The following is a 25,036-nucleotide window of genomic DNA, read 5'->3' on the forward strand; positions in this document are numbered from 1 at the left end:
AATTAGATAAAGTCATTCTTGATACAAAAACATCCCTGTTCTTATTATTTAAGAGCAGGGATGTTATAATTAAGGAATTTCTGAGAAAACTTCCGTTTAAACACTCACATTATCCTATTTTTCATCCTTATTTATTGGGACTGAATTCTATATTTGCGACGATTCTCACATCATTACTGATCATTGCCTCCGGAAATTTTGGACCAAGGTTATAATCTGAGCGTTTTACTACTCCTGTTACCTGGAATCCGGCAGTAGTTTGCTTGCTCATCGGATTGATTATCTTCCCGAAGAATACCGCATTCAGTTTAATTGGTTTGGTTATACCATGGAAAGTTAGGTTACCATATATATAGCCTTTTTTTGCATTCAACTTTACCAGTTTGGTACTTTTAAAAGTTAGTGTAGGATATTTCTCTGCATCAAAGAAATCAGCAGACTTCAAATGATTGTCACGAGGCGTGACATCCGTATTGATACTTGCTACCTTAGCCTCCAAAGTGATTTTTGCATCACTATAGTCAGACTTTGATGTAATAACTGTTGCACTGAAATCCGAGAACCGTCCGTCTATTTCAGAAATCATAAGATGTTTAACGACAAATCCTAGTCTTGAATGCTGAGGATCATTTGTCCATGTTGTCTGTGCATTTGCTGCTAATGCTGAAAGCATGATTACAGCTAGAAGTATGTATTTTTTCATTGTTATACTGTTAATTGAAACATTAATGTTCTTTGTTTTTATTTTATTCATTGTTATACTGCAAATATAATAAAAGAAAAGGATAAAGACTGTACGTATTTCAGAAAAGAATAAACTAGACTATCATATTTGATTAAAAGTTTCTTGAAGCTACAGCGAAACAACCGCCTCTTACTTCACATACCCTGATGTTTATTGTTATAAACGCTGATAATCAATCTATTAAGATCTACGCAAACCTCAAGTGTCATATCACGCCCCCTTACCTTCTTCAATGATAACTATTTCTTTTTCTGAGATAAATATTGCCATTAGCTATAATAAATGTATCTTTGTATTCTAAAATTAAAAGGAGTTTCTTATTTATGATAAAGTTAGAAGAAAATAAAGGCATTCCTCGGTATCTAATCTTGATGATGGCTATATTGGCTGGCGTGTCAGTAGCCAATTTGTATTATAATCAACCGCTGTTGGAACTTATTCGAATGGATTTTTCTGTTACAGAAGTTCAGGCTAACTTAATCTCAGTGATTACTCAGATTGGTTATGCAACCGGATTATTTTTGATTATTCCTATGGGTGATTTATATTCCCGACGCGTGATTATTCTCATTAGTATGCTATCTGCAGCACTTGCTTCGGCAATCATTGGTTTTTCCCCAAGTCTGATTCAGGTATGGATTGCCTCCTATTTCCTCGGTGTTTGCTCTGTGATTCCCCAGTTATTCATTCCGATAGCAGGCCAGTTCTCTAGCCCCAAAGATAAGGCTCGGAATATGGGTTATGTACTTTCTGGACTGTTGATAGGAATTCTGACTGCAAGAGTTGTGAGTGGATATGTGGGTAACTGGTTAGGATGGAGAGCTATGTTTTTTATTGCTTCGGCAGTCATGATAGTCAGTTGCTTCATTTCTTTTCGGATAATGCCTGAAATGAAATCCAATTTTAAGGGGAATTATCGTTCTTTGATGCGTTCTATACTGAGAATTATTGCTGTCCATCCACATATCCGACTGAATTCCATCAGAGCAGCTTTTGGATTTGGCTCGATGCTGTCTATCTGGTCTTGTCTGGCTTTTCATTTAGGTCAGGCACCTTTTTATGCCGGAAGTAATATGGTAGGAATGTTGGGACTGTGTGGTATCTTAGGTGCTGTTGCAGCTTCAGGAATTGGCAAATATATTCCTCAATATGGTATTGGCAACTTTTCCATTACAGGTGCTATATTACAGATTACAGGTTGGGCTATTGCATTTTTCTTTGGTAATAGTTATCCTGGATTGGCTATATCTATTGTCATTATTGATGTTGGCTTACAGTGTCAACAACTTAGTAATCAAAGTGGATGTATCCAGGAAATACCTCAAGCCAGTAACCGAGTGAATACGATCTTTATGACCACCTATTTCATTGGTGGCAGTTTGGGAACTTTTCTGGCTGGCTGGGGGTGGAAGTTAGCAGAATGGACGGGTGTTTGTGCTATGGGAGCGGGAATGGCTGTTATATCCTTAGTTATTTCTTTGGCAAGCCTTCACAAAGAATAATTTCAAGAAGGTCATGTTGACTTCACTCATAAAAAGGAATTTATTTAGCTGTAACCACATTATTGAAGTTTTCTTTAGCCCATCTTATCAGTCCATCAAGACTTGGCATAAGGTTTTTCCCAATATAGGCAAGTAAGTATTCTAAACGAGGAGTAACTTCGGGTTATAGTTTACGATTTACAAGATTATTGCTCTCCAGATTTTTCAATGTCAGCGAGAGCATTTAAGATAATAGTATTACTTTTGTATTCGTTACTAGTATATTTGTGGATATATAAAATTCAAGCATGATATAGAAAGCTGTTGCTTAATGTTGAATTATAACAGTTTATAAAGTCTATAAATAATTATTTAGGATAGTAGTGAATAGATTTATATTTTGGCGATTATAATTTATTATATTACCTTTGTAGTGATAATTTAATTCTAAACAAAAAAGACTTTATGATAAGAGTCATGAACTATGCATATTATATGCTATACGAGCTTATAACATATATACAAATCTTTTTTGGGAATGTAGGATATTATACTGCATACCCATTTTATGCATTGTTTAATAAAGGACATGTACTCAGGGAAAATCGAGAGATAATGAAGCAGAAATATATGAATCACACTTCCTATAGTGTTAGTTATTATGCTTCAGGAATTTTCTATCTTGGATATGTTATTTTTCTTGCGGATATTATAGTCTTTTTATATGTTTTTGGCATAGATCTTACTCCCTATATTTTTGATATGGCAAAAGGTAGTATCATAACGCTTATTTTAGCATTCGTTATACCATACCCAATTCAAAAAAAAATTATTGATGATAGAGAAAAAACGTATTTTGAGGAGTTCTCAAAATTTACATTTGATCAACATCTTAAATATAGCATCTACGGAATATTATATTATTTGTTCCCACTAATATTGTTAGCCTTAAGCTCCTATCTGGCTTATCATAAATAGCTTTTATTAGGTGGGATAAAAATTGTTCTTAGTAATATTATAATAATATCTAGTCAAAAACATTCTCATTTCACAATGCAAATTATCTATTTACATCGTTATGTGTGTTTAACGATTCGCAATTGGCAGTTTATTTTGTAATTATAGTTAATTATATTATCTTTGTAGTGATAATTTAACTCAAAAGGGAAAATATATGATAAGAGTCATGAACTATGCATATTATATGCTATACTCCTTGCTTGGATTCGCTAATAAGATTCTGGCTTATTTTAATTATATGCTAATTTACCCACTAGCCTCTATGTTGGGGAATACAAGTACACTTAAAGAAAGCCGTAATCAACAGATTCAACAAATAAAAGATGGCTCATCTGCTAGTGTTATTTTTTTTACAGCTAGCGTCTTTTATATTGGCTATGTTATTTTAAATCTAGATGTTTTTGTGTTTTTATATGCATTTGGTGTTGATACGATAAAAGATGTAGCTCCATATGGTACTATCGATCTTATCATTTTCATAGCTATATTATTTCTTTGGTCATGGCCATTACACAGGTATTGTGTAGATAAGCGAAAAGATGACTTTTTTGATGAGTTCTCAAAGTATACTTTTGAGCAACATTTAAAATATAGCATTTATGGAATATTATATTATTTATTCCCGCTAGTATTATTAGCTACAAGTTCCTATCTAGCCTATCATCGATGGCTTTCATTAGGTGGATCTTAATTGTAACACGGGTTTATGGTCACTTTTTCATTCCTTACATGCTTTTTATTTTGCGCAAAAGTGAAGGGATTCTAACGAAAACAGTCAATAAAATCAATGTAATTAAAAGGTTGTTTTCTAATAGAGCAAGTGCAAAATGACTTAGAAACAAGGGTCATTTATGGAGAATGCTACCCTCTAAATAGAAAAATATTCCAGAAAAAAAGAAAAATAACCTACATTACCTACATTTTTGACTTAAATAGCTATTTGTCAATAGTTTACATGATGTATATAAGTGCCTTTTCCTACATCTTTCCTACATGGTTCCTACATTATTAGCACGTATTTGTACCTAAAACGATGGAATTTGATCAAAGCATAATACTAAAATCGCTTTTTTAGCCCCACCATTATGTCGTGTCTCTGGCAGTAAAGCAAATCACCGTAATGTCTTTCTTGGGAATTATAAATTTAGGAATTTTGTTTCTATTTGTAAACAAAATTTATAAATAAAACTGATTTGTATAGCATTTTGATGTGCCAATCTTTTCAGTAAAGGATTTCATGCAACAATAATGATTATCAGTAACAGCTTAAAAATGTGTATAGTGTTTCAGAATGTATAACTATGAATGTGTATATTGATTCCGATCATAGTCAAAATGTGTGAAGTACAGCGAAAATAAAATCACCTTTTTCGGTGCGTCTTTGAGTGATTAGGCCCTAATCACTCTGCAAAGCATGTAGGACAATAGAGTGATTAGGGCCTAATCACTCCCTAAAATGTATAAGAACGGACTTATATACATTAGCTAACGTATTGTATAACAATGCGTTTGGTGAAAACATGTAGGAAACGGCACTAAAAACCTGCAAAAAAAATATTTTTATTGCAATAAAAGGTATTCTAAAGAAGTATTATATTCTTATTTATAATTCTCTCTTAACACAAAAATAACATATTAGATCTTATCTTATGGTGTTTTTTTCTCCTCAAGTACTTTTATCAGTTTATATCTGTAACCATATAGGTCTGGCATGTAAGCTGTTGGCATTGATACCTGTGCAATAATAAGGTATGAAAATCCTTCTTTGTAAATATTTTCAAAACCTTCTATATACTCAATGGTGTCTTTTACTCCATTTCTGTCTGTTATTACATACCATTTGTCTTTAGATATAATAGAAGTGCCTGGATAGAAATGGTATTCTTTTTTATCATGCACAAGGATTGTATCCGTTCGTACATATTGCCAATGCTCATCATATTCTTCTGTATTACTACAACTTGATATTGCAATAGCGATTGATACAATTACAAAAAATAAAATTTTCTTACTCATAAGTATAGGGGTTAATTAAGCAATATTAGTGGATATTTGCTTTTATAGCTCAGGGTTAATTTTGCTACAAAAATAACACATATACTAATCAGACTACATCTTTTGTCTTGTTTTTATGTGTTTTTAATACTGTATAACAATAATTCTGAAACGGTATTATTTGTTTTCTCTCAATACTGAGTCCGAGTAGATTATCCACTTCTAGAGCTTTAGCCCTTACATCTACTAATTGGATATAATCTCCGTTTTATAAATTTAAAAGCGTAGTTTTTTTGCATTGTTATCAAATAGCAGTACCTTTGTAAAAAATAAAATTAGGTTTGGTCTTATGAGTATAATAAAATTTATCAAACAATGGACATTGCTTTTTGCTATATGTGCGGGAACAATAATTTATCTCCTTTTTTCACGTATTTCGTTTCTTGTACCAATAGGTGATGTTGCTGGCCCTCGTTTGGTAAGTTTGATGCCTTTTGTAATTTTTACGATGCTTTATGTCACCTTCTGTAAAATCAAGCTTGATGAATTTCGACCTCGTACTTGGCATTTCTGTTTACAAGGTATTCGTACATTACTTTCAGCAAGTGTAGTTTTACTTATTTCTTGGACAACATCGGCTGAGACGAAAATGATCTTGGAAGGAGTTTTTGTCTGTGTTATTTGTCCTACTGCCGCTGCCGCCCCTGTTATCACAGAAAAACTTGGTGGAAGTATAGCTTCTATGACTGTATATATGATTATAGCGAACTGCTTTACCTCTATCATTATTCCTCTTTTCTTTCCAATGGTAGAAAAATCAGCGGATATTACTTTCCTCTTCGCTTTTCTGATGGTACTTAAACGTGTTCTTTTAGTTTTGGTATTGCCTTTATTACTGGCGTTATTTACGAGAAGGTTCTTACCGAAGATTATTATCTGGCTTAAGTCAAAATCTAATATAGCTTTCTATTTGTGGTCCTTCAACCTTTCTATTGTTATGGGGTTGACAGTGCGAATGATTACCCGTTCACAGCTTATGGGTACAACAATGGCTTTATTGATTATTTTACCGTTGATTATTTCCTTATTACTTTTTGGTATTGGTAAATTTGTGGGTCGTTTCTGGGGAGAGAGTATCGCTGGCGGTCAGGCTTTAGGACAAAAAAATACCGTTATAGGAATATGGTTAATGCTTTCCTTTCTTAACCCAACCGCAGTTATTGCGCCGTGCGCTTATGTTATCTGGCAAAATTTAATTAATGCAGTACAGTTGTGGTATAAAGGAAAATATGGTTATTTGAAATGGTAATGTTTTAAATAACAATACGTTATGGAATCTTTAAACATATATACTGATCAACATTCCTACAAGTGTAACTAGTTAAGAATAAGAACTACAATAAAATAGAGAAGACTTGATATTTATAGATGTATCAAATATCTTAATAATACTATAATAAGGCAATAAATGTCTAAATAATTTTGCGATGCATTTAATTTGTTATATCTTTGAAAATCAATAAGTTCTCTGTTTTTATGAAAAAAACTATATATATATTGTTGCTGATGCTTGTCTCATTAAACGCTTCAGCCTATGATTTCCTGCGTCCGGTGAAAGACCAGATACCAGGAGGATATGACTTCTGGGTATATACTCCGCAGGATTATTTTTATTCATTAGAGACTACTCCTGTCGTGATATTCCTTCATGGTGCAAGTTTGTGCGGTCATAATCTAAATAGGGTAAGACGCTATGGACCTCTGGATGCTATTGTGAAAGGTCGTGAGATAGATGCCATTACTATTGTTCCGCAAAACCCTGGTGGGGCATGGAGCCCCAAAAAGATTATGCAGGTGCTTGATTGGGTAAAAGCAAACTATAAATGTGATTCTACAAGAGTTTATGTGCTTGGAATGAGCCTTGGTGGTTATGGAACAATGGATGTTTGTGCAACCTATCCAGACCGAATAGCTGCAGGAATGGCTCTTTGTGGCGGAACTTCACTTCATGATGTAAGCGGATTGGGCGAACTTCCATTTTGGATTATTCATGGAACAGCGGATCGGGCAGTGTCTATTAAGCAGTCAGAAGTTGTAGTGGATAAATTACAGAATTCTGGAAATGATACTCGTTTGCGATATAATTGGCTTCAAGGAGCCAATCATGGAACTCCTGCTCGTATATTTTACCTAAAAAAGACATACGATTGGTTGTTCTCTCACAGTCTGGTTGATAAGGATCGACCGGTAAACAAGGATGTTACAATAGATCTTTCAGATATACATAAAGCATATAGTGATATTCACTCAGGAGTTCCTAATCCTGAAATCATTGACGGACCAAGCATCACTACTGGTAATGAATACTAAGAAGAAAGCCTGTAAGAATACTCTTACAGGCTTTCTTCTTTTCTACAATACAGGTTTATAGTGAATATATTACGCAAGTGAATTTCATCTTTGATACAATTTATAAAGCATTTGATACAAATTAGGAACTCGAAATTAGGAAAAAAGCTATATATTTGCAATTAAATAAAATTCGCATATTTTATCTAATACAGCGACACTAAAAAATCTAATTATATGAAAAAGCACTTAATAAATTTTTTACTCATGGCTTTATTGATATTGCCAACAGTGTGCCTAGCTCAGCAGCAGGTAGATCAAAATCAAGTGTCTATTCGAGCTTTTTACTCAAGTTATGCAGTAATTTACCAGTCACCTAATTTTGATGATTTTTATAAGAAGTATTCAGCCTTACTTGATGAATATGCTTCAAGTTCTTTTAAACAGTCTATTTTATCAGGGCTAGATGATCCTAATATTCCACCACCAGATATTGCTACAGATGATAATGGCATTCAGGCTCTATATTTGGGTAATTTAAAAGTAGAAAAAAGAGGAGCTTATTATCTTGTAAGGTATCCTATTTATGATTCTGATGAAAAAAAATATATTGAGATTGGACTCAATGTAACATTGGATAATCATGGTCAAATAAAGTCAGTTACTGGCAATTATACTAAAGAAATCAATAATCCTAATGATTTAGATAAACAGCAATAATCAAGTTCATTACTTTATAATGAAAAAGCATTTAATAAAATTTTTACTCTTGGCTTTATTCATATTGCCAACAGTTTGCCAAGCACAGCAGCAAGTAGATAGTAATCAAATAAATGTACGTCTGTTTTATTGCAAATATGCGTCCATTTGTCAGTCACCTAATTTTGATGATTTTTATAAGCAGTATACAGCCTTACTTGATGAATATGCTTCAAGTTCTTTTAAACAGTCTGTTTTATCAGAGTTAGATGATCCTAATAGTCCAGCAGCAGATATTGCTACAGATGATAATGGCATTCAGGCTCAATATTTGGGTAATTTAAAAGTAGAAAAAAGAGGAACTTATTATCTTGTCAGTTATCCTATTTATGATTCTGATACAAAAAAATATATTGAGATTGGACTCAATGTAACATTAGATAATCATGGTAAAATAAAGTCAGTTACTGGCAATTATACTAAAGAAATCAATAATCCTAATGATTTAGATAAACAGCAATAATTAAGTTCATTACTTCCTAATAAATTATATAATTATGAAAAGGATAATCATTTGGATATTGGCAATAGTTATTTGTATTTGTGCTACATTATATTTTTGTCAGCAGACTGTTATTCCTAACTATGATGTTGATGGGGTCTCGATGCAAAAAATCAATATCAAAGGGATGGCATTTTCAAACAAAAAGCATGGAAGTTATTATTTGATTGTGGTTAAATTAAAAGATGCCAACAAGCGTAAGCAACTTATGGGATTCAAACAGTATTTAGATGGCATTTCAAGCTTGATAAATAAAATCAGAATCACGGATGATAAATCAATATTATTATCAGATAGTATAAGAGGATTAGATAAAATATATGGTATTCCGTATGATCTCTTAAATGTTGAATATAAATACATAGATATGTATGAACACCATAGATACTTAACATGCAAAATGGTAAAGCATCTAAGTGATATGCCATATATAATCAATAATCTTTGCCTTGATATAGGTAGTTATCCTTATAGTTATTTCAACGAGACACACTATTTCGCAGCTATAGTCTATATAGATAATCAAAAGTCAAGTCCTAAATCAATCTCTATAGAAACAGAAAATGGGGCTTTTACATCTAAAGTGATTTCAAAGCCAATCTTTGTAGCGATAGATGGAATTATTTTAAAGGAAATTAAGTAAGAACTTATGCAATCTCTTATCATAGAAATATTCATAAATTCATTTATGTAATCCTTTAGATTTAATTGTCAGTGACATTAAAATTGATGGGAAATATGGAATTTTAAAACTTTATAATGAAAAAGCATTTAATAAATTTTTTACTCTTGGCTTTATTCATATTGCCAACAGTTTGCCAAGCACAGCAGCAAGTAGATAATAATCAAATAAATGTACGTCTGTTTTATTGCAAATATGGGTCCATTTATGAGTTAACAAATTATGATGATTTTTATAAGCAGTATACAGTTTTACTTGATGAATATGCTTCAAGTTCTTTCAAACGGTCTGTCTTATCAGAGTTAGATGATCCTAATAGTCCAGGAGCAGATATTGCTACAGATGATCATGGTATCCAGAAACTATCTTTGGATAATTTAAAAGTAGAAAAAAGAGGAACTTATTATCTTGTCAGTTATCCTATTTATGATTCTGATGAAAAGAAATATATTGAGATTGGACTCAATGTAACATTGGATAATCATGGTAAAATAAAGTCAGTTACAGGCAATTATACTAAAGAAATCAATAATTCTAATGATTTAGATGGTCAACATAAAAAGTAAGTATGCAGAAACGTTCTACATATAAAATTTATAGAAATAATAATGATTTAAAATTATGAAACATTTTTTTATTACACTGATGCTTTTGGTATCTATAATATACCCAGAAACGTGTTGTGCTCAGCAACAATCTGATCATAATCAGGTGTCTATCCGCAATTTTTACTCGAACTATGCTGTAATTTCAGATATTAATGACTATGATAAGTATCTTAATGAGCTCAAGAGTCTTCTTGATAAATATGCTTCGGACTCATTCAAAAAAAAGGTTATTGATGAGTTGGAAAATCCTAAATCTCCAGCGGAAGATTTTGTTACAGGTAATTGGGGAATTGATCTTAGTTCATTGTCCTATTTAAAAATAGAGAAAAAAGACCCCTCTGTGTATCTTGTTAGATATCCTCTCTATGATTTTGATACAAAGAAAAATATGGAGATAGGATTCTATGTAAAATTAGATAATCATGGTAAAATACTTTCTGTTGACGGTAGCTATACTAAAGAGATTAGCACACCTAGTGATTTAGATGGTCAACATAAAAAGTAAGCATGCTATTTTGCGTAAGAAGAACATTATCTAATCATAATTACGCCAAGAGTTATTGCAATTTTAATACTTCCTTATAAGCTATATAATCATGAAAAAAGTATTATTCATTATAACATTAGTATGGTGCTGTTTAAACATCAGCGCACAAGAGTTTAAATATTATGATTTTAAATCATCATGTAATAAAGATACCACAGAGTATCTTTATAAAAATTTTGTTCAGCAGAAAAGTTATTTTGTGAACAAGAAACTTAAGGAGTTTCTCAAATACTATGAGAAAGACTTTGAAGTTGGAACCGCAATTGTAGGAACAACCTCACCATACATTGACCCAGAAGGTAAAGAATATGTTAGCCATATTGATATTTTTTGGAATGATTATGGTTCTTGGACTTATCTTTTTGAGAATCATAGGGATTGGTTTACCACTATCTATATCACCTTTAAATCCCCATATACGTTGGAAGAGGAACAGTTTTATGAACGCATTCCTGATGGGAAATTTACAGAAAGCATGAAAGCTCATCTTTTGGATTATTTTATTATTCAAGATATTGAAATCTATGGCAGGCATGTAAAGAAGTAATAATAATTGCCTATGTTCACTTTTCAACAACCGTCTCTAGCCTATAAGAGAAGGAGTCAATATGGCATTATGATTAAAAATCTAAAATAATTATGCGTTTATTCTTTTTTTTCATATGTAATAGGTATCTTTGCCCAGTATTATAAGATGTAGATAAAACAATAAGTTATTTTAAATTTTTAGATGAACGTTATTACAAAAACAGTTCAATTGCCAGATGGAAGAACCATCTCAATTGAGACCGGAAAGGTTGCAAAACAGGCTGATGGCGCTGCGGTTTTACGCATGGGCAACACTGTACTTCTAGCAACTGTTTGTGCAGCAAAGGATGCGGTTCCGGGAACAGATTTTATGCCTTTGCAGGTGGATTATCGTGAGCAGTATAGTGCTGCAGGTCGTTTCCCTGGTGGCTTTACAAAGCGCGAAGGTAAATCAAGTGACAATGAGATTTTAACCTCTAGAATGGTGGATCGTGTACTTCGTCCACTTTTCCCTTCTAATTACCATGCTGAAGTTTATGTTCAGGTTATGTTGCTTTCTGCAGATGGCGTAGATCAGCCTGATGCATTGGCAGGTTTTGCTGCTTCAGCAGCCATGGCTTGTTCAGACATTCCTTTTGATTTCCCTATTTCTGAGGTTCGCGTAGCTCGTGTAAACGGTGAATACGTGATTAACCCAACATTCCAGCAAATGGCTGATGCTGACATGGACCTTATGGTCGGTGCAACAACAGACAACATCATGATGGTTGAAGGTGAGATGAAAGAGGTTTCAGAGCAGGATCTTATTGACGCATTGAAGGTTGCAGCAGATGCTATCAAACCTATGTGTCAACTTCAGACAGAACTTTCTAAGGAACTTGGTACTGACGTAAAGCGTGAGTACGATGGTGAAATAAATGATGAAGAACTCCGCGAGCAGATTAAGAAGGAACTCTATACTCCAGCTTACGACGTAAACAAGCAGGCTCTTGAGAAGCATGCACGTATGGATGCTTTCGACAAGATTATCGCAGACTTCCTTGAAGCTTACGATGCAGCTCATACTGATCTTTCAGCTGATGATTTGGAAGAGAAGCATGCTGAGGCTCATCGTTATTATGACGATGTTATGCGTGACGCAATGCGCCGTTGCATCCTTGATGAAGGTATGCGTCTTGATGGTCGTAAGACTACAGACATCCGTCCTATCTGGTGCGAAGTTGATGCATTGCCAATGCCTCACGGAAGTGCAATCTTCCAGCGTGGTGAGACAATGTCTCTTTCTACATGTACTCTTGGTACAAAGCTTGATGAAAAGATGGTTGACGATGTACTCGGAAAGAGTTATATGCGTTTCCTTCTTCACTATAACTTCCCTCCATTCTCAACAGGTGAGGCTAAGGCTCAGCGCGGTGTAGGCCGTAGAGAGATTGGTCATGGTCACTTGGCATGGCGTGGTTTGAAGGGTCAGATTCCTGAGAATTATCCTTATACAGTTCGTCTTGTAAGTCAGATTCTTGAATCTAACGGTTCTTCTTCTATGGCTAGTGTTTGTGCAGGAACTCTTGCACTTATGGATGCTGGTGTTCCAATGAAGAAGCCAGTAAGTGGTATTGCAATGGGATTGATTAAGAATCCTGGAGAAGATAAATATGCTATTTTGAGTGATATCCTTGGTGATGAAGACCACCTTGGTGATATGGACTTCAAGACAACAGGTACAAAAGACGGTCTTACTGCTACACAGATGGATATCAAGTGTGACGGTTTGAGCTTCGAAATACTTGAGCAGGCTCTTATGCAGGCTAAGGCAGGACGTGATCATATCTTGGGCAAGATGCTTGAGACTATGTCTGAACCACGTGCTGAATTGAAGCCACAGGTTCCACGTATTGAGACTCTTGATATTCCTAAGGAATTCATCGGAGCTATCATCGGCCCTGGTGGAAAGATTATCCAGCAGATGCAGGAAGAAACCGGTGCTACAATCACTATTGATGAGGCTGACGGTAAAGGACATATCCAGATTTCTGCTCCTAACAAGGATAGTATTGAAGCTGCTATGAACAAGATCAAGTCTATCGTTGCTGTTCCTGAAATCGGTGAGGTTTACGAGGGAACAGTTCGTAGCATCATGCCTTATGGTTGTTTCGTAGAGATTCTTCCTGGTAAGGATGGTTTGCTTCATATCAGTGAGATTGACTGGAAACGTCTTGAAACTGTTGAAGAGGCAGGTATCCATGAAGGCGACAAGATTAAGGTTAAGTTGATGGAGATAGATCCTAAGACTGGTAAATACAAGATTTCTCGTCGTGCATTGCTAGAGAAGCCAGAAGGTTATGTAGAGCGTGAGCGTCGTCCACGTCCAGAGCGTAATGACCGTGGTGAGCGTGGTGACTATCGTCCACGTCGCGAGGGTGATTTCCGCCCACGTCGTGATGATGACCGCCGTGATAATTACAACCGTCGTCCACGTAATGATGATGATCGCTACGAGGGTGGTAACCGTCGTTTCGAGCACAAAGAAAACGTTGAGGAGAATAACGGAAGTAACGAAAATAATGAGCACAATGCAGAGTAATCCTTTTATAGGATAAACTGCATAAACATTATTGAGATATAATAATCCCTGCAACCCAAATATGGTGTTGCAGGGATTTTCTTTAATATTACAAATGGCAAAAAAAGTATTAGTGTTATTCATTTATTATTTGTAGTTTTGCAAAGTTGAATCAACACTAATATCATAATGAAATTTAAACTATTATTAGCTTTACTATTTATGGGGTCTGCCGCTGCATCTGCAGAGCAGGTAGTTGTACAGACTCATAGCATCTCGATGGTGCTGAATGTGGAAAAAGGCGCACAGCCTCAGTATGTTTATTTCGGAAGCAGATTAAATGCCGAAGACCTTAAGAATCTATCTGTTCCCAGCGGAGGAAGAATGGATGCATACCCAGCCTATGGAATGAATTGCCCCGCAGAAGCTGCATTGGCAATGCGCCATAGTGATGGAAATATGTCTACAGCTCTTGTTGCTACAGGCGTGTCATATAAGCAAGACGGAAACGCAACTATTACTATAATACACCTTAAGGATCCTGTATATAATATCAAGGTTAACATGTATTACCGTGCTTATAACGACGTAGATATGATAGAGGCATGGACAGACGTGAAGAATGAGGAAAGAGGAATTGTTACTCTAACCGAATTTGAATCAGCAATGTTACCTATACGCCGTGGCGATGTTTGGATAAGTCATTTGTATGGTTCATGGGCTAACGAGTCTCAGGTATCAGAAGAACCGCTTGTACCAGGAGAAATGGTTATCAGTAACAAAGACGGAGCGAGAAATAGCCACACCTCGCATGGTGAAGTGATGTTCTCTCTTGATGGTAAGGCTCGTGAAAATGCGGGCAATGTCATCGGTGCAGCGATATGTTATAGTGGAAATTATGAACTAAAGACGGTCACAGATGATACCGAATATCATTATTTCTTTGCGGGCATAAATCCCGATAACTCGGAATATCATCTTGCAAAGGGTGAGACGTTTACAACCCCAGCTCTTGCGCTTACGTTTTCAAAAGAAGGACTTAGCGGCGCGAGCCGTAATTTCCATAAATGGGGACGTGAATATAAATTAATGCACGGAAACAAAGTTCGCGATATATTATTGAACTCATGGGAAGGGGTTTACTTTGACATCAACCAGAAAGGAATGGACCAGATGATGGCTGATATCGCCTCTATGGGCGGAGAACTGTTTGTGATGGATGATGGTTGGTTTGGTGATAAATATCCCCGTAAAACGGATAATTCAAGTCTTGGCGACTGGGTCGTAGACAAGAACAAGCTACCTGATGGGATTGTCGGACTTCTTAGAGATGCAAAGAAGCATGGTGTGAAATTCGGTTTATGGATTGAGCCTGAGATGGCAAACACCGTAAGTGAACTTTACGAAAAGCATCCCGACTGGATTATCAAGGCGCCTAACCGTGATGCCGTATTGGGACGAGGAGGCACGCAGGTTGTATTGGATCTGGCTAATCCTAAAGTTCAGAACTTTGTGTTTGGTATAGTAGACAATCTTATGACAAAATATCCCGATCTTGCCTATATCAAATGGGATGCAAATATGCCAATAATGAATCATGGTTCTCAGTATCTTCCAATGGATAACCAGAGTCATTTGTATATAGAATATCATCGTGGTTTTGAGAATGTGTGTAAGCGCATTCGTGCAAAGTACCCCGACTTAGTGATTCAGGCTTGCGCAAGCGGTGGCGGAAGAGCCAACTGGGGAGTGCTTCCATGGTTTGATGAATTCTGGACAAGTGATAATACAGATGCTTTACAGCGTGTATATATGCAATGGGGTACTAGCTATTTCTTCCCAGCAATAGCTATGGCGTGCCATATCAGTGCTGCTCCAAATCATCAGACACAGCGTGTTATACCATTGAAATATCGTATTGACGTTGCTATGAGCGGAAGATTAGGCATGGAGATTCAACCAAAGAATATGACAGATGAGGAAAAGGCATTGTGCCGTCAGGCTATCAAGGAATACAAAGAGATACGTCCTATTGTGCAGCTAGGAAATATATATAGACTACAAAGTCCTTTTGAGAAGAAAGGTGTAGCAAGTCTTATGTATGTTGATGATGCAAAGCAGAAAGCTGTATTCTATTGGTGGAAGACAGAGACATTTATCAATCAGCACTTGCCATTGATAAAGATGGCTGGTCTTGATGCAAACAAGCTGTACAAGGTGCATGAACTTAACCGTATCGACAACAAACCTCTTGACTGTGAGGGAAAGAGCTATAGCGGTGAATATCTTATGAGTCACGGCTTAGAAATGCCTTATAACAATAGTGTGGACTGGGGTAAGCAGACGGCATGGTCGAGCAGGGTGCTGGAACTTTCGGCAGAATGATTAAAAAAGCAAGTTAGTAGTTGTTAAGTATTTGAGTAATGAATATGAAAAGCCCTCTTGAATTAATCTTCAAGAGGGCTTTGTCATGTTTGTAGATCTACTTTTAATTCTTCATATATTCACGTGGAGACCTACCGTATAGGTTTTTAAACATTGTTGAGAATGATGCTGGATTTGTGAATCCGCATGCGAACATTACTTCAGTAATATTCTGGTATCCTTGTTCCAATAAATGTGCTGCCTGTTTTAACCTTAGGTTGCGTATGAAGTCGTGAGGAGTTTGATTTGTTAGTTCCTTCATCTTTCTATGTAGGTGTACACGACTAATTCCAACTTCCTGAGCAATCATGTCCACATTTAAAGACGGGTCGCTAAGGTTATTGTTTATGACGCTCATAATACGGTTTAGAAGTTTGTTATCAGGTGATTCAACATTTATCTTCTCAAGGTTATTCTCTTGTGATTCAGATCCGTTGAATTTATTACGCAATAGTTCACGCTGATGTAGCAAGTTTATGATTGTGCGTCGAAGTATATCCAGATTGAAAGGCTTTACGATATATGTATCAGCACCCATTTCCAATCCCTCTAGTCGGTCTTCATCACGACTTTTAGCAGTAAGCATTATAACAGGGATATGGTTAGTATTGATATTGCTCTTTACGCGTGAACAAAGTTCGTTACCGTCCATGACAGGCATCATGACATCGCTGATGATAAGAGAAGGAATTTCTTTCATGATAGCCGTTAAGGCTTCCTTACCGTTTGGACAAGCTATTACGTAGAAATCTCCAGACAATTCGCGTTCAAGATATTGTCTGATTTCGTCATCATCCTCTGCTATTACTATCGTCTGTCTCTTACGGTTAGATAACTGTTCGTTGAGGATATCAATTTTATCAGGGCTCATCTTATTATCTTCAACGGCAGGCGCATCATTCTCTTCGTTCAGTTCAATTAAATCAATCTTTTTGTTGTCATCTTCTTCGGTGACCATCTCTTCTGGTTTAAGATGTGAATTACCCAGTGGAAGCGTAACGATAAATTCGCAACCGTCACCATTCTCGATGTTATGTGCCTGAATATCACCATAATGAAGCTCTACCAACGAACGGGCAAGGTCAAGTCCTATTCCTGTACCCATATTATTATCGTTTGCGGAGTTTTGAGTTTGATAGAAGCGTTCAAAAATACGTTTGATATTCTCTTCTGGGATTTTTTCTCCATTGTCTCTTATGGTGATATTTGCTTCAGAATCGTTATGTGTAAGTTCAATATCAATTTTTCCACCAGTAGGGGTGAACTTGAACGCATTTGAGATGATATTAACCAACACTTTATCGAAGTTGTGTCTGTCTATCCATAAAGGCAATGTATCACTATCGTGGGTAAAATTGAAATCAATGTCTTTTATCTTTGCTTGATCGCTGAACAAAGAATAAACATCATCTATGAAATTCACCATGTCAGTCTCTTGCATGTGCATGGTAAGCATACCCTTATCAATCTTTCTAAGGTCCATCATCTGATTAATAAGATGTAGTATACGCTCTGCGTTTCTCTTTATCGTTTCATACACACTTCTACGGTGCATATCATCATCTTCCTTTATTAATTGGAGCAGCGGTGATACAATAAGAGTCATTGGGGTGCGTATATCATGGCTGATGTTCATAAAAAACTTCAACTTAGCTTCGCCCATCTGTTCTGCATGAATATGCTCCTGAATCTGCATTCTGTCATATTCCTTGCGCTTTTGATAATGGTATATGAAATATATTATTACGCCGATAATGATTAAATATAGAATATAAGCTACCGTAGAACTATACCATGGTGAAGATATGTGCATGGTGAATTCCTTTATTTGTGAAGACATGTTGTTATACATGGCTTTTACACGGAATTTATATGTACCAGACGAAAGGTGACTGAAAGTAATCTCGTTCATGCCTGGCTGCAGACGAGTCCATTCTTCACCGTTTATACTGTATAGGTAAGTGATGTTGTTTGGATCATCGTATGTGAGCGTAGAAAGATGGATAGAAAAAGAATTGTCCTCATATTCCAGATTGAAATTGTCGCCCATAATATCAGTATTTCTTTCTTTATTTCCAATTATTATTCCTGTAATAATAACATTCGCTTTCCATGACATATTGTTTGTCTTTATTGCATCAAACCAGTTGATACCATCAGTGCCTCCGAAATACATCGTGTGACCGTCTTTACAAATGAAAGATGCTCCATCTGAGAATTCATTACTTTGAAGACCATTGTTAGCATAGTAGCAACTTATTACCTTTCCATCTGTTGTCATGCAGCATAATCCGTGGTCAGTACCAATCCACAAACGTCCTTTCTTGTCTTGCTCAATACTGGCAATTCCATTATCAGGAAGACCATTCTGCATGGTGTACATCTTACTTTGTCTGCTTTTAAGATTATAGCAGTACAGTCCATCGTTTGTACCCATCCATATATGTCCTTGATGATCTTCACATAAAATGCGTGAGAAAGTAGCATAATTTGGGCAATTACTTCCGAAAACACTGAGCCAACTGCCACTTTTTATATCAAGACAATTCATTCCTACAGAACTAGCCACATATATTTTTGTTCCGTCATGCGATACCTTAATCTTTGCAAGATAGTCGTTTGGAAGTGAGTTTATATGCCGATTAAGATCTGCTCCGGCTTTCATCCTGTATTGGGTGATACTATAGTCGGTAAGATTTAGTCTTATAAGTCCCTGTCCCATAGTGCCAAACCAGATGTTACCACTTTTGTCAACATCCATACCGAATATACTGGAACTACCTCCTGCCTTTATATCAACAGCATGGTATGTTGCGGATTCTCCATCAACCCATCCGCATCCTTGCTGATAGCTTCCAATCCAAATACGTCCAAATTTATCTTCAGACATACAGAGTATTGTTCCTGGAACATTTGTGTAGTGTCTTATCAGTTTCTTATTGCTATCGAGAAGGTATAATCCATCTTTGTCTGTGCCAACCCATAGTCTGCGTTGGGTATCTTGAATAATACTTGTAACGCAGTTTGTTCCTATATAATTGAACGTTCCAAGTTTTGGACCCATGTATCCGAAATTTCGTCTTTTAGCGGGTTGCATGAATACACCCTTCTGCATCATTCCAAGCCATATATTACCGTTTCGGTCTTCAACAATAGTCTGTATTTTAGTCTTTGAAAGACTTATATCATTGCTGTAGAATGGATTTGCTGAAAGCTGACCAGTATTAGGATAATAAACATATAATCCGATACCGTCGCATCCAAGTAATACATTTCCCTGATGGTCGATATATAAATCTTTGATAGGCATTTTGGCGGTAGACTTTATCAGCGCAAACTGTTTTGTGCCATTGCTTAATTTCCATAGTCCCATTCCATTAGTGCCTACATATATGTTTCCTTTTTTATCTTCACAGATATCCCCGTCTTTTATGGATGCTTTCTCGTCTGCACTAAGAAAATATTGTTTTATACTGTTCCCCTTAAGGCATAGTAATCCTTTGTCTTCTGTAACTAACCATAGTTGACCATGCTTGTCCTCGAGCATGTGAACTACATAATTCGTGTTTTTGGGTATTCTTGTATAAGGAGTTCCATAGTTCCCTTTTAGTTTCATCACTCCATATCCAGAACTACTAACGATGATGTCTCCGTTTTTAAGTTGCAGAATTCCGGTTATGTACGTTTTAATTTTCTTACCGTTTGTTCTAAACAGGGTTATATCCTCAAATTTGCCATTAACCATTTTCTGCACACCATTATTTGTGCCAATGAATAATGTTCCTTGGCGGTCTTGGTATACACAGTTAATATAGTTGCTTGTTATTCCGAATACCTTGTTTTCCTTTTTCAAAATCTTGAATTGGTATCCGTCATATCTGTTCAAACCGTTACGTGTTGCAATCCACATGTAACCATCTTTGTCTTGAAAAACATTGTTTACAAAACTACTTGATAGTTGGTTGTCTCCATTGTATAGTTTTCCTATTTGTGCATTGACATTAACGGTAAATAGTAATGATAGTAAAATTAAATAGCATTTCATGTTGTCTAGGTAAAGTTTCGATATATTTCTGCAAAGATAGTGTAATAGGGTGGAAAAGCAAAACAAAACGTATCTTTATTTCTCCAAAATGTTACATGAGATAAAGTCTTTGAAACGTAAAAAAAGAAACATGTTACATAAAGAGAAGTATATGAAACTCTTATTATAATATATATATATAATAATGCTTAACTTTGTAACTGTTGTTAATAATAATCAGAAAACATGAAACGAAAAAACGTATTATTGAGGCGCCTCCTTGTTGGCGCAGCTATGGTAACGTCAGTGTTGGCAGTAAAGGCAGCACCTGACAAGAACTTTTACATCTTCCTTTGTTTTGGACAATCTAATATGGAGGGCAATGCAAAAATTGAACAAGAGGATTTGGATGGTGTTGACAGTAGATTCCAGATGATGGCGGCTGTGGATGACCATAAACTAGACAGAAAGATGGGACAATGGTATACCGCTATTCCACCTTTGTGTCGTGAGAACACAGGACTCACTCCCGTTGATTACTTCGGTAGAACAATGGTTGAACGTTTGCCGAAAGACATAAAAGTGGGTGTTATCACTGTAGCAGTAGGCGGATGTCATATAGAAACCTTTATGCGTGATTCTGTCGACAACTACGTAAAGACTCGCGCTCCTCAGTGGATGAAGGGTATGTTGAAGGCTTATGGCAACAATCCATATAAGAGACTAGTTGAATTGGCTAAGAAAGCCCAGAAAGAAGGCGTGATAAAAGGTATCCTACTTCATCAGGGAGAGTCAAACACTGGAGACCGAATGTGGGGAAACAAAGTGGCATTTGTATATAATCAGTTAATTGCTGATTTGAAACTGAAGTCTGAGGACGTCCCATTGCTTGCCGGAGAAGTAGTAAGAGCTGGTGGTAAAGGACGTTGTGTGGCTATGAATCCTATTATCGATACACTGCCAGAAACCATTCATACTGCTCATGTAATTTCATCAGAAGGTTGCACAAGCGGTCCTGATGATTTGCATTTCGATGCAGCTGGTTACCGTGAACTTGGGCGTCGTTATGCTTACAAGATGTTGTCGCTTCTAGGTTATCCTGTATTTACACCGATTGCAATTCCTGCTGATGCAATTGTAGCTTCAACAGCAGAACCAGGCAATGAATTTCCTAAAATAGATAGCAATCATCGTGCTTATTTCAGTCTTTATGCACCATCTGCCAAAAATGTAAAGGTGGATGTATGTGGAAAGAAATATGATATGCAGCGTGATGAAAAAGGAAATTGGACAGCTGTTACCGATCCACTGGTAGTGGGTTTCCATTATTACTTTATGTTTGTTGATGGTGTGCAGATTGTTGATCCAGCAAGTGATACATTCTTCGGATGTTGTCGTCAAGCAGGAGGTATCGAGATTCCTGAAGGTGAAGAAGGTAATTACTATCGTCCACAGCAGGGTGTAGCTAAAGGACAGGTTCGTTCTTTAAGCTATTATGCCGAGTCTACAAAAGAGTGGAGACGAGCAATGGTTTATACTCCTGCTGAATATGAAAAAGGAAACAAGCGTTATCCTGTGCTATATTTGCAGCACGGCATGGGAGAAGATGAAACAGGATGGAGTCATCAGGGGCAGATGCAGAATATCATGGATAACCTTATCCAAAGTGGAGAAGCTGTTCCTATGATCGTAGTTATGGAAAGCGGCGATGTTAAAGCTCCTTTCAAAGGTGGACCAAATGAAGCCGGACGTAGTTCTTATGGTGCAACATTCTATAAGGCAATGCTTAATGACCTAATTCCTACTATCGATAAGACATTCCGTACAAAGACTGATCGTGATAACCGCGCAATGGCAGGATTGTCATGGGGTGGACATCAGACTTTTGACGTTGTATTTACTAATCTTGACAAGTTCTCTTATGCAGGAGGATTCAGTGGTGCTATATTCGGACTTGATATGAATAAGACATATGACGGTATATTCTCACGTCCTGACGAAGTGAATTCAAAACTGCATTATCTGTTTCTTGGGTGTGGAAGTTTAGAGAACATGGGTACAGGCAAATTAATTGAAGATTTACGAAATGCTGGTGTAAAGGTTGATAGCTATGTATCTCCTGGAACACTTCACGAATGGCTCACATGGCGTCGTTGCTTGAAAGCGTTTGTTCCGCATCTTTTCAAGAAATAATTTTATTTTAAAATGAACATGCTCAGAAATATCACTTTAATATTTATATCTTTATTGGCTATGCCTATTATGGCAGCAAGTCGTTTCGCAAGTTTCACTTCTGGTGACATTATGCTTAATCACAATGACAGCGTAAGTCTTTATGTAGGAAACGATGAGATGAAAGGCGTAGGTATAGCTCTCCATAATCTTGCAGGAGACATAAAAAAAGTTTGTGGAGCTAAGACTACTTTTACGAATGCCGTTAAAGCAAATATCGTAGTAGGTACTATAGGTAACTCAGCCATCATAGATAAATTCGTAAAGGATGGTAAAATAGATGGCCGTCAACTTCGTGGAAAGCGCGAGAAGTATATCATCACCCTTGTTGGTAAACAACTGGTAATAGCTGGAAGCGACAGAAGGGGAGCGATATATGGTATCTATGAAGTGTCTTCGCAGATAGGAGTCTCTCCATGGTATTTCTGGGCAGATGTTCCAATAGAACATCATGATAATATTTATGTAAACAAAGGCACGTATAGCGACGGAACTCCTTCCGTCAGCTATCGTGGACTTTTTCTTAATGACGAGGCTCCTTGTCTCACGTCATGGGTTAAAAATACTTATGGTACAAACTATGGTGATCATAGATTCTATTCACGTGTGTTTGAGTTGATACTTCGATTGAAAGGTAATATGCTTTGGCCTGCAATGTGGGGATGGGCTTTTTATGCTGATGATGCAGAAAATAGTAAAACAGCCGATGAAATGGGTGTTATTATTGGTACATCTCACCATGAACCAATGGCACGTAATCATGAGGAATGGTCGCGCCACAGAGCAGAGTATGGGGCATGGAACTATAAAACCAACGAGGCAACTCTGGATAAATTCTTCCGTGAAGGTATAGAAAGGATAAAAGGTAAGGAAGATGTCGTGACAATAGGTATGCGTGGTGATGGCGATGAAGCTATGAGTGCAGATGCAGATACGAAGCTTCTGGAAAGGGTAGTGGTTAATCAGCGCAAAATTATCAGTGACGTTACTGGTAAACAAGCTTCAAAGACTCCTCAGGTATGGGCTTTGTATAAAGAGGTCCTTGATTATTACGACAAGGGAATGCGTGTGCCTGATGATGTTACTATCATGTTGTGTGATGACAATTGGGGTAATATCAGAAGAGTGCCAAATGAAAAAGAAAGAAAACATCCTGGAGGTTGGGGACTTTATTACCATGTAGATTACGTGGGTGCTCCACGAAATACGAAATGGCTCAATGTAACTCCTACTCAGAATATGTGCGAACAGCTGAAACTAGCTTATAACAATGGAATAAATCGTATGTGGATTCTTAATGTCGGCGATCTTAAACCAATGGAATATCCTATATCACTGTTTATGGATATGGCGTGGGATACTGATAAATATAAGCCAGAGAATGTTACTGAACATACATTCGCTTTTTGCAAGCAACAGTTTGGTGATGAACAGGCTGCCGAAGCAGCGAGAATACTTAATCTTGTATGTAAATACAACGGTAGAGTAACAGCAGAGATGCTAGACAAGAATACATATAACCTTGAAACTGGCGAATGGGAAAAGGTAGTGGCGCAATATCATCAGTTAGAAACAGAGGCTTTGCGACAGTATATCACATTACGTCCAGACCAACGTGATGCTTACAACGAACTTATCTTATTCCCAGTTCAGGCAATGAGTAATTTATATTATATGTATTATTCACAGGCGATGAATAATAGTCTTTATGCGAATGATGATCCTGCTGCAAATATGTGGGCAGAACGTTGTGAGCAAGCTTTTAAGCGGGACTCTATATTGTGTGCAGCTTATAACCACGATATAGCCGGAGGAAAATGGAATGGAATGATGACTCAAAAACATATAGGATATACTAGTTGGAATGATAATTTTCCACATGAGATTATGCCGAAGTTACATAGAGTCTCTGATACTACTTCTGGCGGTTTTACATTTCAGGGTAATAATGGGGTTGTGTCAATGGAAGCAGAACATTATTATAATGCAAAGCCTTCAAATTCTAAAGCGGAATGGACTGTTATTCCTTATATCGGACGTACGCTTAGTGGACTTACTCTTATGCCAAATACCAATTCTACAGATGGTGCAAGCGTGACATATAGATTCAAAGCTGCTGATGATCAAAAGGACAGTGTGAAGATTCATATTGTGGTTAAGTCTACACTTGACTATCTCAATAAGGGTGGACTTTCATACTATGTGTCTCTTGACAATGGAAAGAAAGTAAATGTCAACTTCAATGAAAAACTAAATGAACGCCCAGAGAATATATACTCTATATATTATCCAACTATTGCAAAAAGGGTAGTTGAGAGCGTTGTTACTCTTCCTTTGAGTGAAGGCGTTGATATTCACAATTTGGAGTTAACCCCTGTTGACCCGGCAATTGTATTTGAAAAGATTGTTGTAGACTATGGAGGTTATAAGAATGCATATCTGTTTATCAACGAAAGCCATCATAGCAGAAGCAATAAATGATTTTCTTTGATTTATGATTAATTTGTTGTTTAAATTATTATCTTTGCATAATATACAGCGACACTAGGCATGAAATTTCATAAAGCTTAATGCTTCTGT

18 protein-coding genes and 1 pseudogene are annotated in these 25,036 nt (G+C 36.5%); 15 read left to right on the forward strand and 4 right to left on the reverse strand.

Annotated features, from left to right (window positions below; genetic code table 11):
* Positions 1-127: 127 nt before the first annotated feature.
* Positions 128-754 (reverse strand): YceI family protein, encoded by a 627-nt coding sequence (locus HEQ28_RS10550; protein WP_434502217.1) that lies wholly within the window; start codon positions 752-754, stop codon positions 128-130.
* Between the two features lie 365 nt (positions 755-1,119).
* Here HEQ28_RS10550 and HEQ28_RS10555 point away from each other — a divergent pair, with 365 nt between their 5' ends.
* Positions 1,120-2,247, forward strand: a complete 1,128-nt coding sequence (locus tag HEQ28_RS10555) for an MFS transporter (RefSeq protein ID WP_434504458.1) — start codon at positions 1,120-1,122, stop codon at positions 2,245-2,247.
* A gap of 40 nt (positions 2,248-2,287) precedes the next feature.
* Here the strand turns inward: HEQ28_RS10555 and HEQ28_RS10560 are convergent.
* Positions 2,288-2,398, reverse strand: a pseudogene (locus HEQ28_RS10560) (winged helix-turn-helix transcriptional regulator); the annotation flags it as partial.
* Positions 2,399-2,691: 293 nt separating this feature from the next.
* Here HEQ28_RS10560 and HEQ28_RS10565 point away from each other — a divergent pair.
* Together HEQ28_RS10565 and HEQ28_RS10570 are read left to right on the forward strand one after the other, a co-directional pair.
* Positions 2,692-3,204 carry a hypothetical protein gene (locus HEQ28_RS10565; protein ID WP_434502218.1) on the forward strand — a complete coding sequence of 171 codons (513 nt, stop codon included), beginning with the start codon at positions 2,692-2,694 and terminating at the stop codon, positions 3,202-3,204.
* A gap of 208 nt (positions 3,205-3,412) precedes the next feature.
* On the forward strand, positions 3,413-3,937 hold the full coding sequence (locus HEQ28_RS10570) for a hypothetical protein (protein ID WP_434502220.1): 525 nt from the start codon (positions 3,413-3,415) through the stop codon (positions 3,935-3,937).
* A gap of 956 nt (positions 3,938-4,893) precedes the next feature.
* Here the strand turns inward: HEQ28_RS10570 and HEQ28_RS10575 are convergent.
* A complete protein-coding gene (locus tag HEQ28_RS10575) occupies positions 4,894-5,262 on the reverse strand; it encodes a hypothetical protein (RefSeq protein ID WP_434502222.1) in 369 nt (122 codons plus the stop codon).
* A gap of 328 nt (positions 5,263-5,590) precedes the next feature.
* On the opposite strand from HEQ28_RS10575, the gene HEQ28_RS10580 reads away from it, so the two are divergent.
* From HEQ28_RS10580 to HEQ28_RS10625, 10 genes are all read left to right on the forward strand, one after another.
* Positions 5,591-6,550, forward strand: a complete 960-nt coding sequence (locus HEQ28_RS10580) for a transporter (RefSeq protein ID WP_434502224.1) — start codon at positions 5,591-5,593, stop codon at positions 6,548-6,550.
* Positions 6,551-6,777: 227 nt separating this feature from the next.
* Positions 6,778-7,611 carry a carboxylesterase family protein gene (locus HEQ28_RS10585; protein WP_434502226.1) on the forward strand — a complete coding sequence of 278 codons (834 nt, stop codon included), beginning with the start codon at positions 6,778-6,780 and terminating at the stop codon, positions 7,609-7,611.
* Positions 7,612-7,827: 216 nt separating this feature from the next.
* Positions 7,828-8,310 (forward strand): hypothetical protein, encoded by a 483-nt coding sequence (locus tag HEQ28_RS10590; RefSeq protein WP_434502227.1) that lies wholly within the window; start codon positions 7,828-7,830, stop codon positions 8,308-8,310.
* A gap of 19 nt (positions 8,311-8,329) precedes the next feature.
* Complete coding sequence (locus HEQ28_RS10595) at positions 8,330-8,812, forward strand: hypothetical protein (protein ID WP_434502229.1); 483 nt, start codon at positions 8,330-8,332, stop codon at positions 8,810-8,812.
* Between the two features lie 34 nt (positions 8,813-8,846).
* Positions 8,847-9,494, forward strand: coding sequence for a hypothetical protein (locus HEQ28_RS10600; RefSeq protein ID WP_434502231.1), 648 nt, complete (start codon positions 8,847-8,849; stop codon positions 9,492-9,494).
* Between the two features lie 116 nt (positions 9,495-9,610).
* Positions 9,611-10,099 carry a hypothetical protein gene (locus tag HEQ28_RS10605; RefSeq protein ID WP_434502232.1) on the forward strand — a complete coding sequence of 163 codons (489 nt, stop codon included), beginning with the start codon at positions 9,611-9,613 and terminating at the stop codon, positions 10,097-10,099.
* Between the two features lie 55 nt (positions 10,100-10,154).
* A complete protein-coding gene (locus HEQ28_RS10610; RefSeq protein WP_434502234.1) occupies positions 10,155-10,646 on the forward strand; it encodes a hypothetical protein in 492 nt (163 codons plus the stop codon).
* 91 nt (positions 10,647-10,737) lie between these two features.
* On the forward strand, positions 10,738-11,235 hold the full coding sequence (locus HEQ28_RS10615; protein WP_434502236.1) for a hypothetical protein: 498 nt from the start codon (positions 10,738-10,740) through the stop codon (positions 11,233-11,235).
* A 183-nt stretch (positions 11,236-11,418) separates the two neighbouring features.
* Entirely contained in the window at positions 11,419-13,797 is a 2,379-nt protein-coding gene (gene pnp, locus HEQ28_RS10620; RefSeq protein WP_434502238.1) for a polyribonucleotide nucleotidyltransferase, read from the forward strand.
* A gap of 168 nt (positions 13,798-13,965) precedes the next feature.
* A complete protein-coding gene (locus tag HEQ28_RS10625) occupies positions 13,966-16,161 on the forward strand; it encodes an alpha-galactosidase (RefSeq protein WP_434502240.1) in 2,196 nt (731 codons plus the stop codon).
* Between the two features lie 103 nt (positions 16,162-16,264).
* Here HEQ28_RS10625 and HEQ28_RS10630 read toward each other — a convergent pair whose 3' ends face one another.
* Positions 16,265-20,245, reverse strand: coding sequence for a hybrid sensor histidine kinase/response regulator transcription factor (locus tag HEQ28_RS10630; RefSeq protein ID WP_434502242.1), 3,981 nt, complete (start codon positions 20,243-20,245; stop codon positions 16,265-16,267).
* Positions 20,246-20,470: 225 nt separating this feature from the next.
* Between HEQ28_RS10630 and HEQ28_RS10635 the strand changes: the two genes are divergently transcribed.
* Both HEQ28_RS10635 and HEQ28_RS10640 read left to right on the forward strand, forming a co-directional pair.
* Positions 20,471-22,417, forward strand: coding sequence for a sialate O-acetylesterase (locus HEQ28_RS10635; RefSeq protein WP_434502244.1), 1,947 nt, complete (start codon positions 20,471-20,473; stop codon positions 22,415-22,417).
* Positions 22,418-22,429: 12 nt separating this feature from the next.
* Positions 22,430-24,937, forward strand: coding sequence for a glycosyl hydrolase 115 family protein (locus tag HEQ28_RS10640; RefSeq protein ID WP_434502246.1), 2,508 nt, complete (start codon positions 22,430-22,432; stop codon positions 24,935-24,937).
* Positions 24,938-25,036: the final 99 nt, after the last annotated feature.

Source organism: Prevotella sp. (genome assembly GCF_051059605.1).
Taxonomy (GTDB): domain Bacteria; phylum Bacteroidota; class Bacteroidia; order Bacteroidales; family Bacteroidaceae; genus Prevotella.

Bases quoted from the DNA above. Each gene is read 5' to 3' on its own strand.
- HEQ28_RS10640 (WP_434502246.1), top strand. From the start codon at position 22,430: ATGAACATGCTCAGAAATATCACTTTAATATTTATATCTTTATTGGCT.
- pnp (WP_434502238.1), top strand. From the start codon at position 11,419: ATGAACGTTATTACAAAAACAGTTCAATTGCCAGATGGAAGAACCATC.
- HEQ28_RS10550 (WP_434502217.1), bottom strand. From the start codon at position 754: ATGAATAAAATAAAAACAAAGAACATTAATGTTTCAATTAACAGTATA.
- HEQ28_RS10615 (WP_434502236.1), top strand. From the start codon at position 10,738: ATGAAAAAAGTATTATTCATTATAACATTAGTATGGTGCTGTTTAAAC.
- HEQ28_RS10570 (WP_434502220.1), top strand. From the start codon at position 3,413: ATGAACTATGCATATTATATGCTATACTCCTTGCTTGGATTCGCTAAT.
- HEQ28_RS10625 (WP_434502240.1), top strand. From the start codon at position 13,966: ATGAAATTTAAACTATTATTAGCTTTACTATTTATGGGGTCTGCCGCT.
- HEQ28_RS10605 (WP_434502232.1), top strand. From the start codon at position 9,611: ATGAAAAAGCATTTAATAAATTTTTTACTCTTGGCTTTATTCATATTG.
- HEQ28_RS10580 (WP_434502224.1), top strand. From the start codon at position 5,591: ATGAGTATAATAAAATTTATCAAACAATGGACATTGCTTTTTGCTATA.
- HEQ28_RS10585 (WP_434502226.1), top strand. From the start codon at position 6,778: ATGAAAAAAACTATATATATATTGTTGCTGATGCTTGTCTCATTAAAC.
- HEQ28_RS10595 (WP_434502229.1), top strand. From the start codon at position 8,330: ATGAAAAAGCATTTAATAAAATTTTTACTCTTGGCTTTATTCATATTG.
- HEQ28_RS10575 (WP_434502222.1), bottom strand. From the start codon at position 5,262: ATGAGTAAGAAAATTTTATTTTTTGTAATTGTATCAATCGCTATTGCA.
- HEQ28_RS10635 (WP_434502244.1), top strand. From the start codon at position 20,471: ATGAAACGAAAAAACGTATTATTGAGGCGCCTCCTTGTTGGCGCAGCT.
- HEQ28_RS10630 (WP_434502242.1), bottom strand. From the start codon at position 20,245: ATGAAATGCTATTTAATTTTACTATCATTACTATTTACCGTTAATGTC.
- HEQ28_RS10555 (WP_434504458.1), top strand. From the start codon at position 1,120: ATGGCTATATTGGCTGGCGTGTCAGTAGCCAATTTGTATTATAATCAA.
- HEQ28_RS10610 (WP_434502234.1), top strand. From the start codon at position 10,155: ATGAAACATTTTTTTATTACACTGATGCTTTTGGTATCTATAATATAC.
- HEQ28_RS10600 (WP_434502231.1), top strand. From the start codon at position 8,847: ATGAAAAGGATAATCATTTGGATATTGGCAATAGTTATTTGTATTTGT.
- HEQ28_RS10590 (WP_434502227.1), top strand. From the start codon at position 7,828: ATGAAAAAGCACTTAATAAATTTTTTACTCATGGCTTTATTGATATTG.
- HEQ28_RS10565 (WP_434502218.1), top strand. From the start codon at position 2,692: ATGATAAGAGTCATGAACTATGCATATTATATGCTATACGAGCTTATA.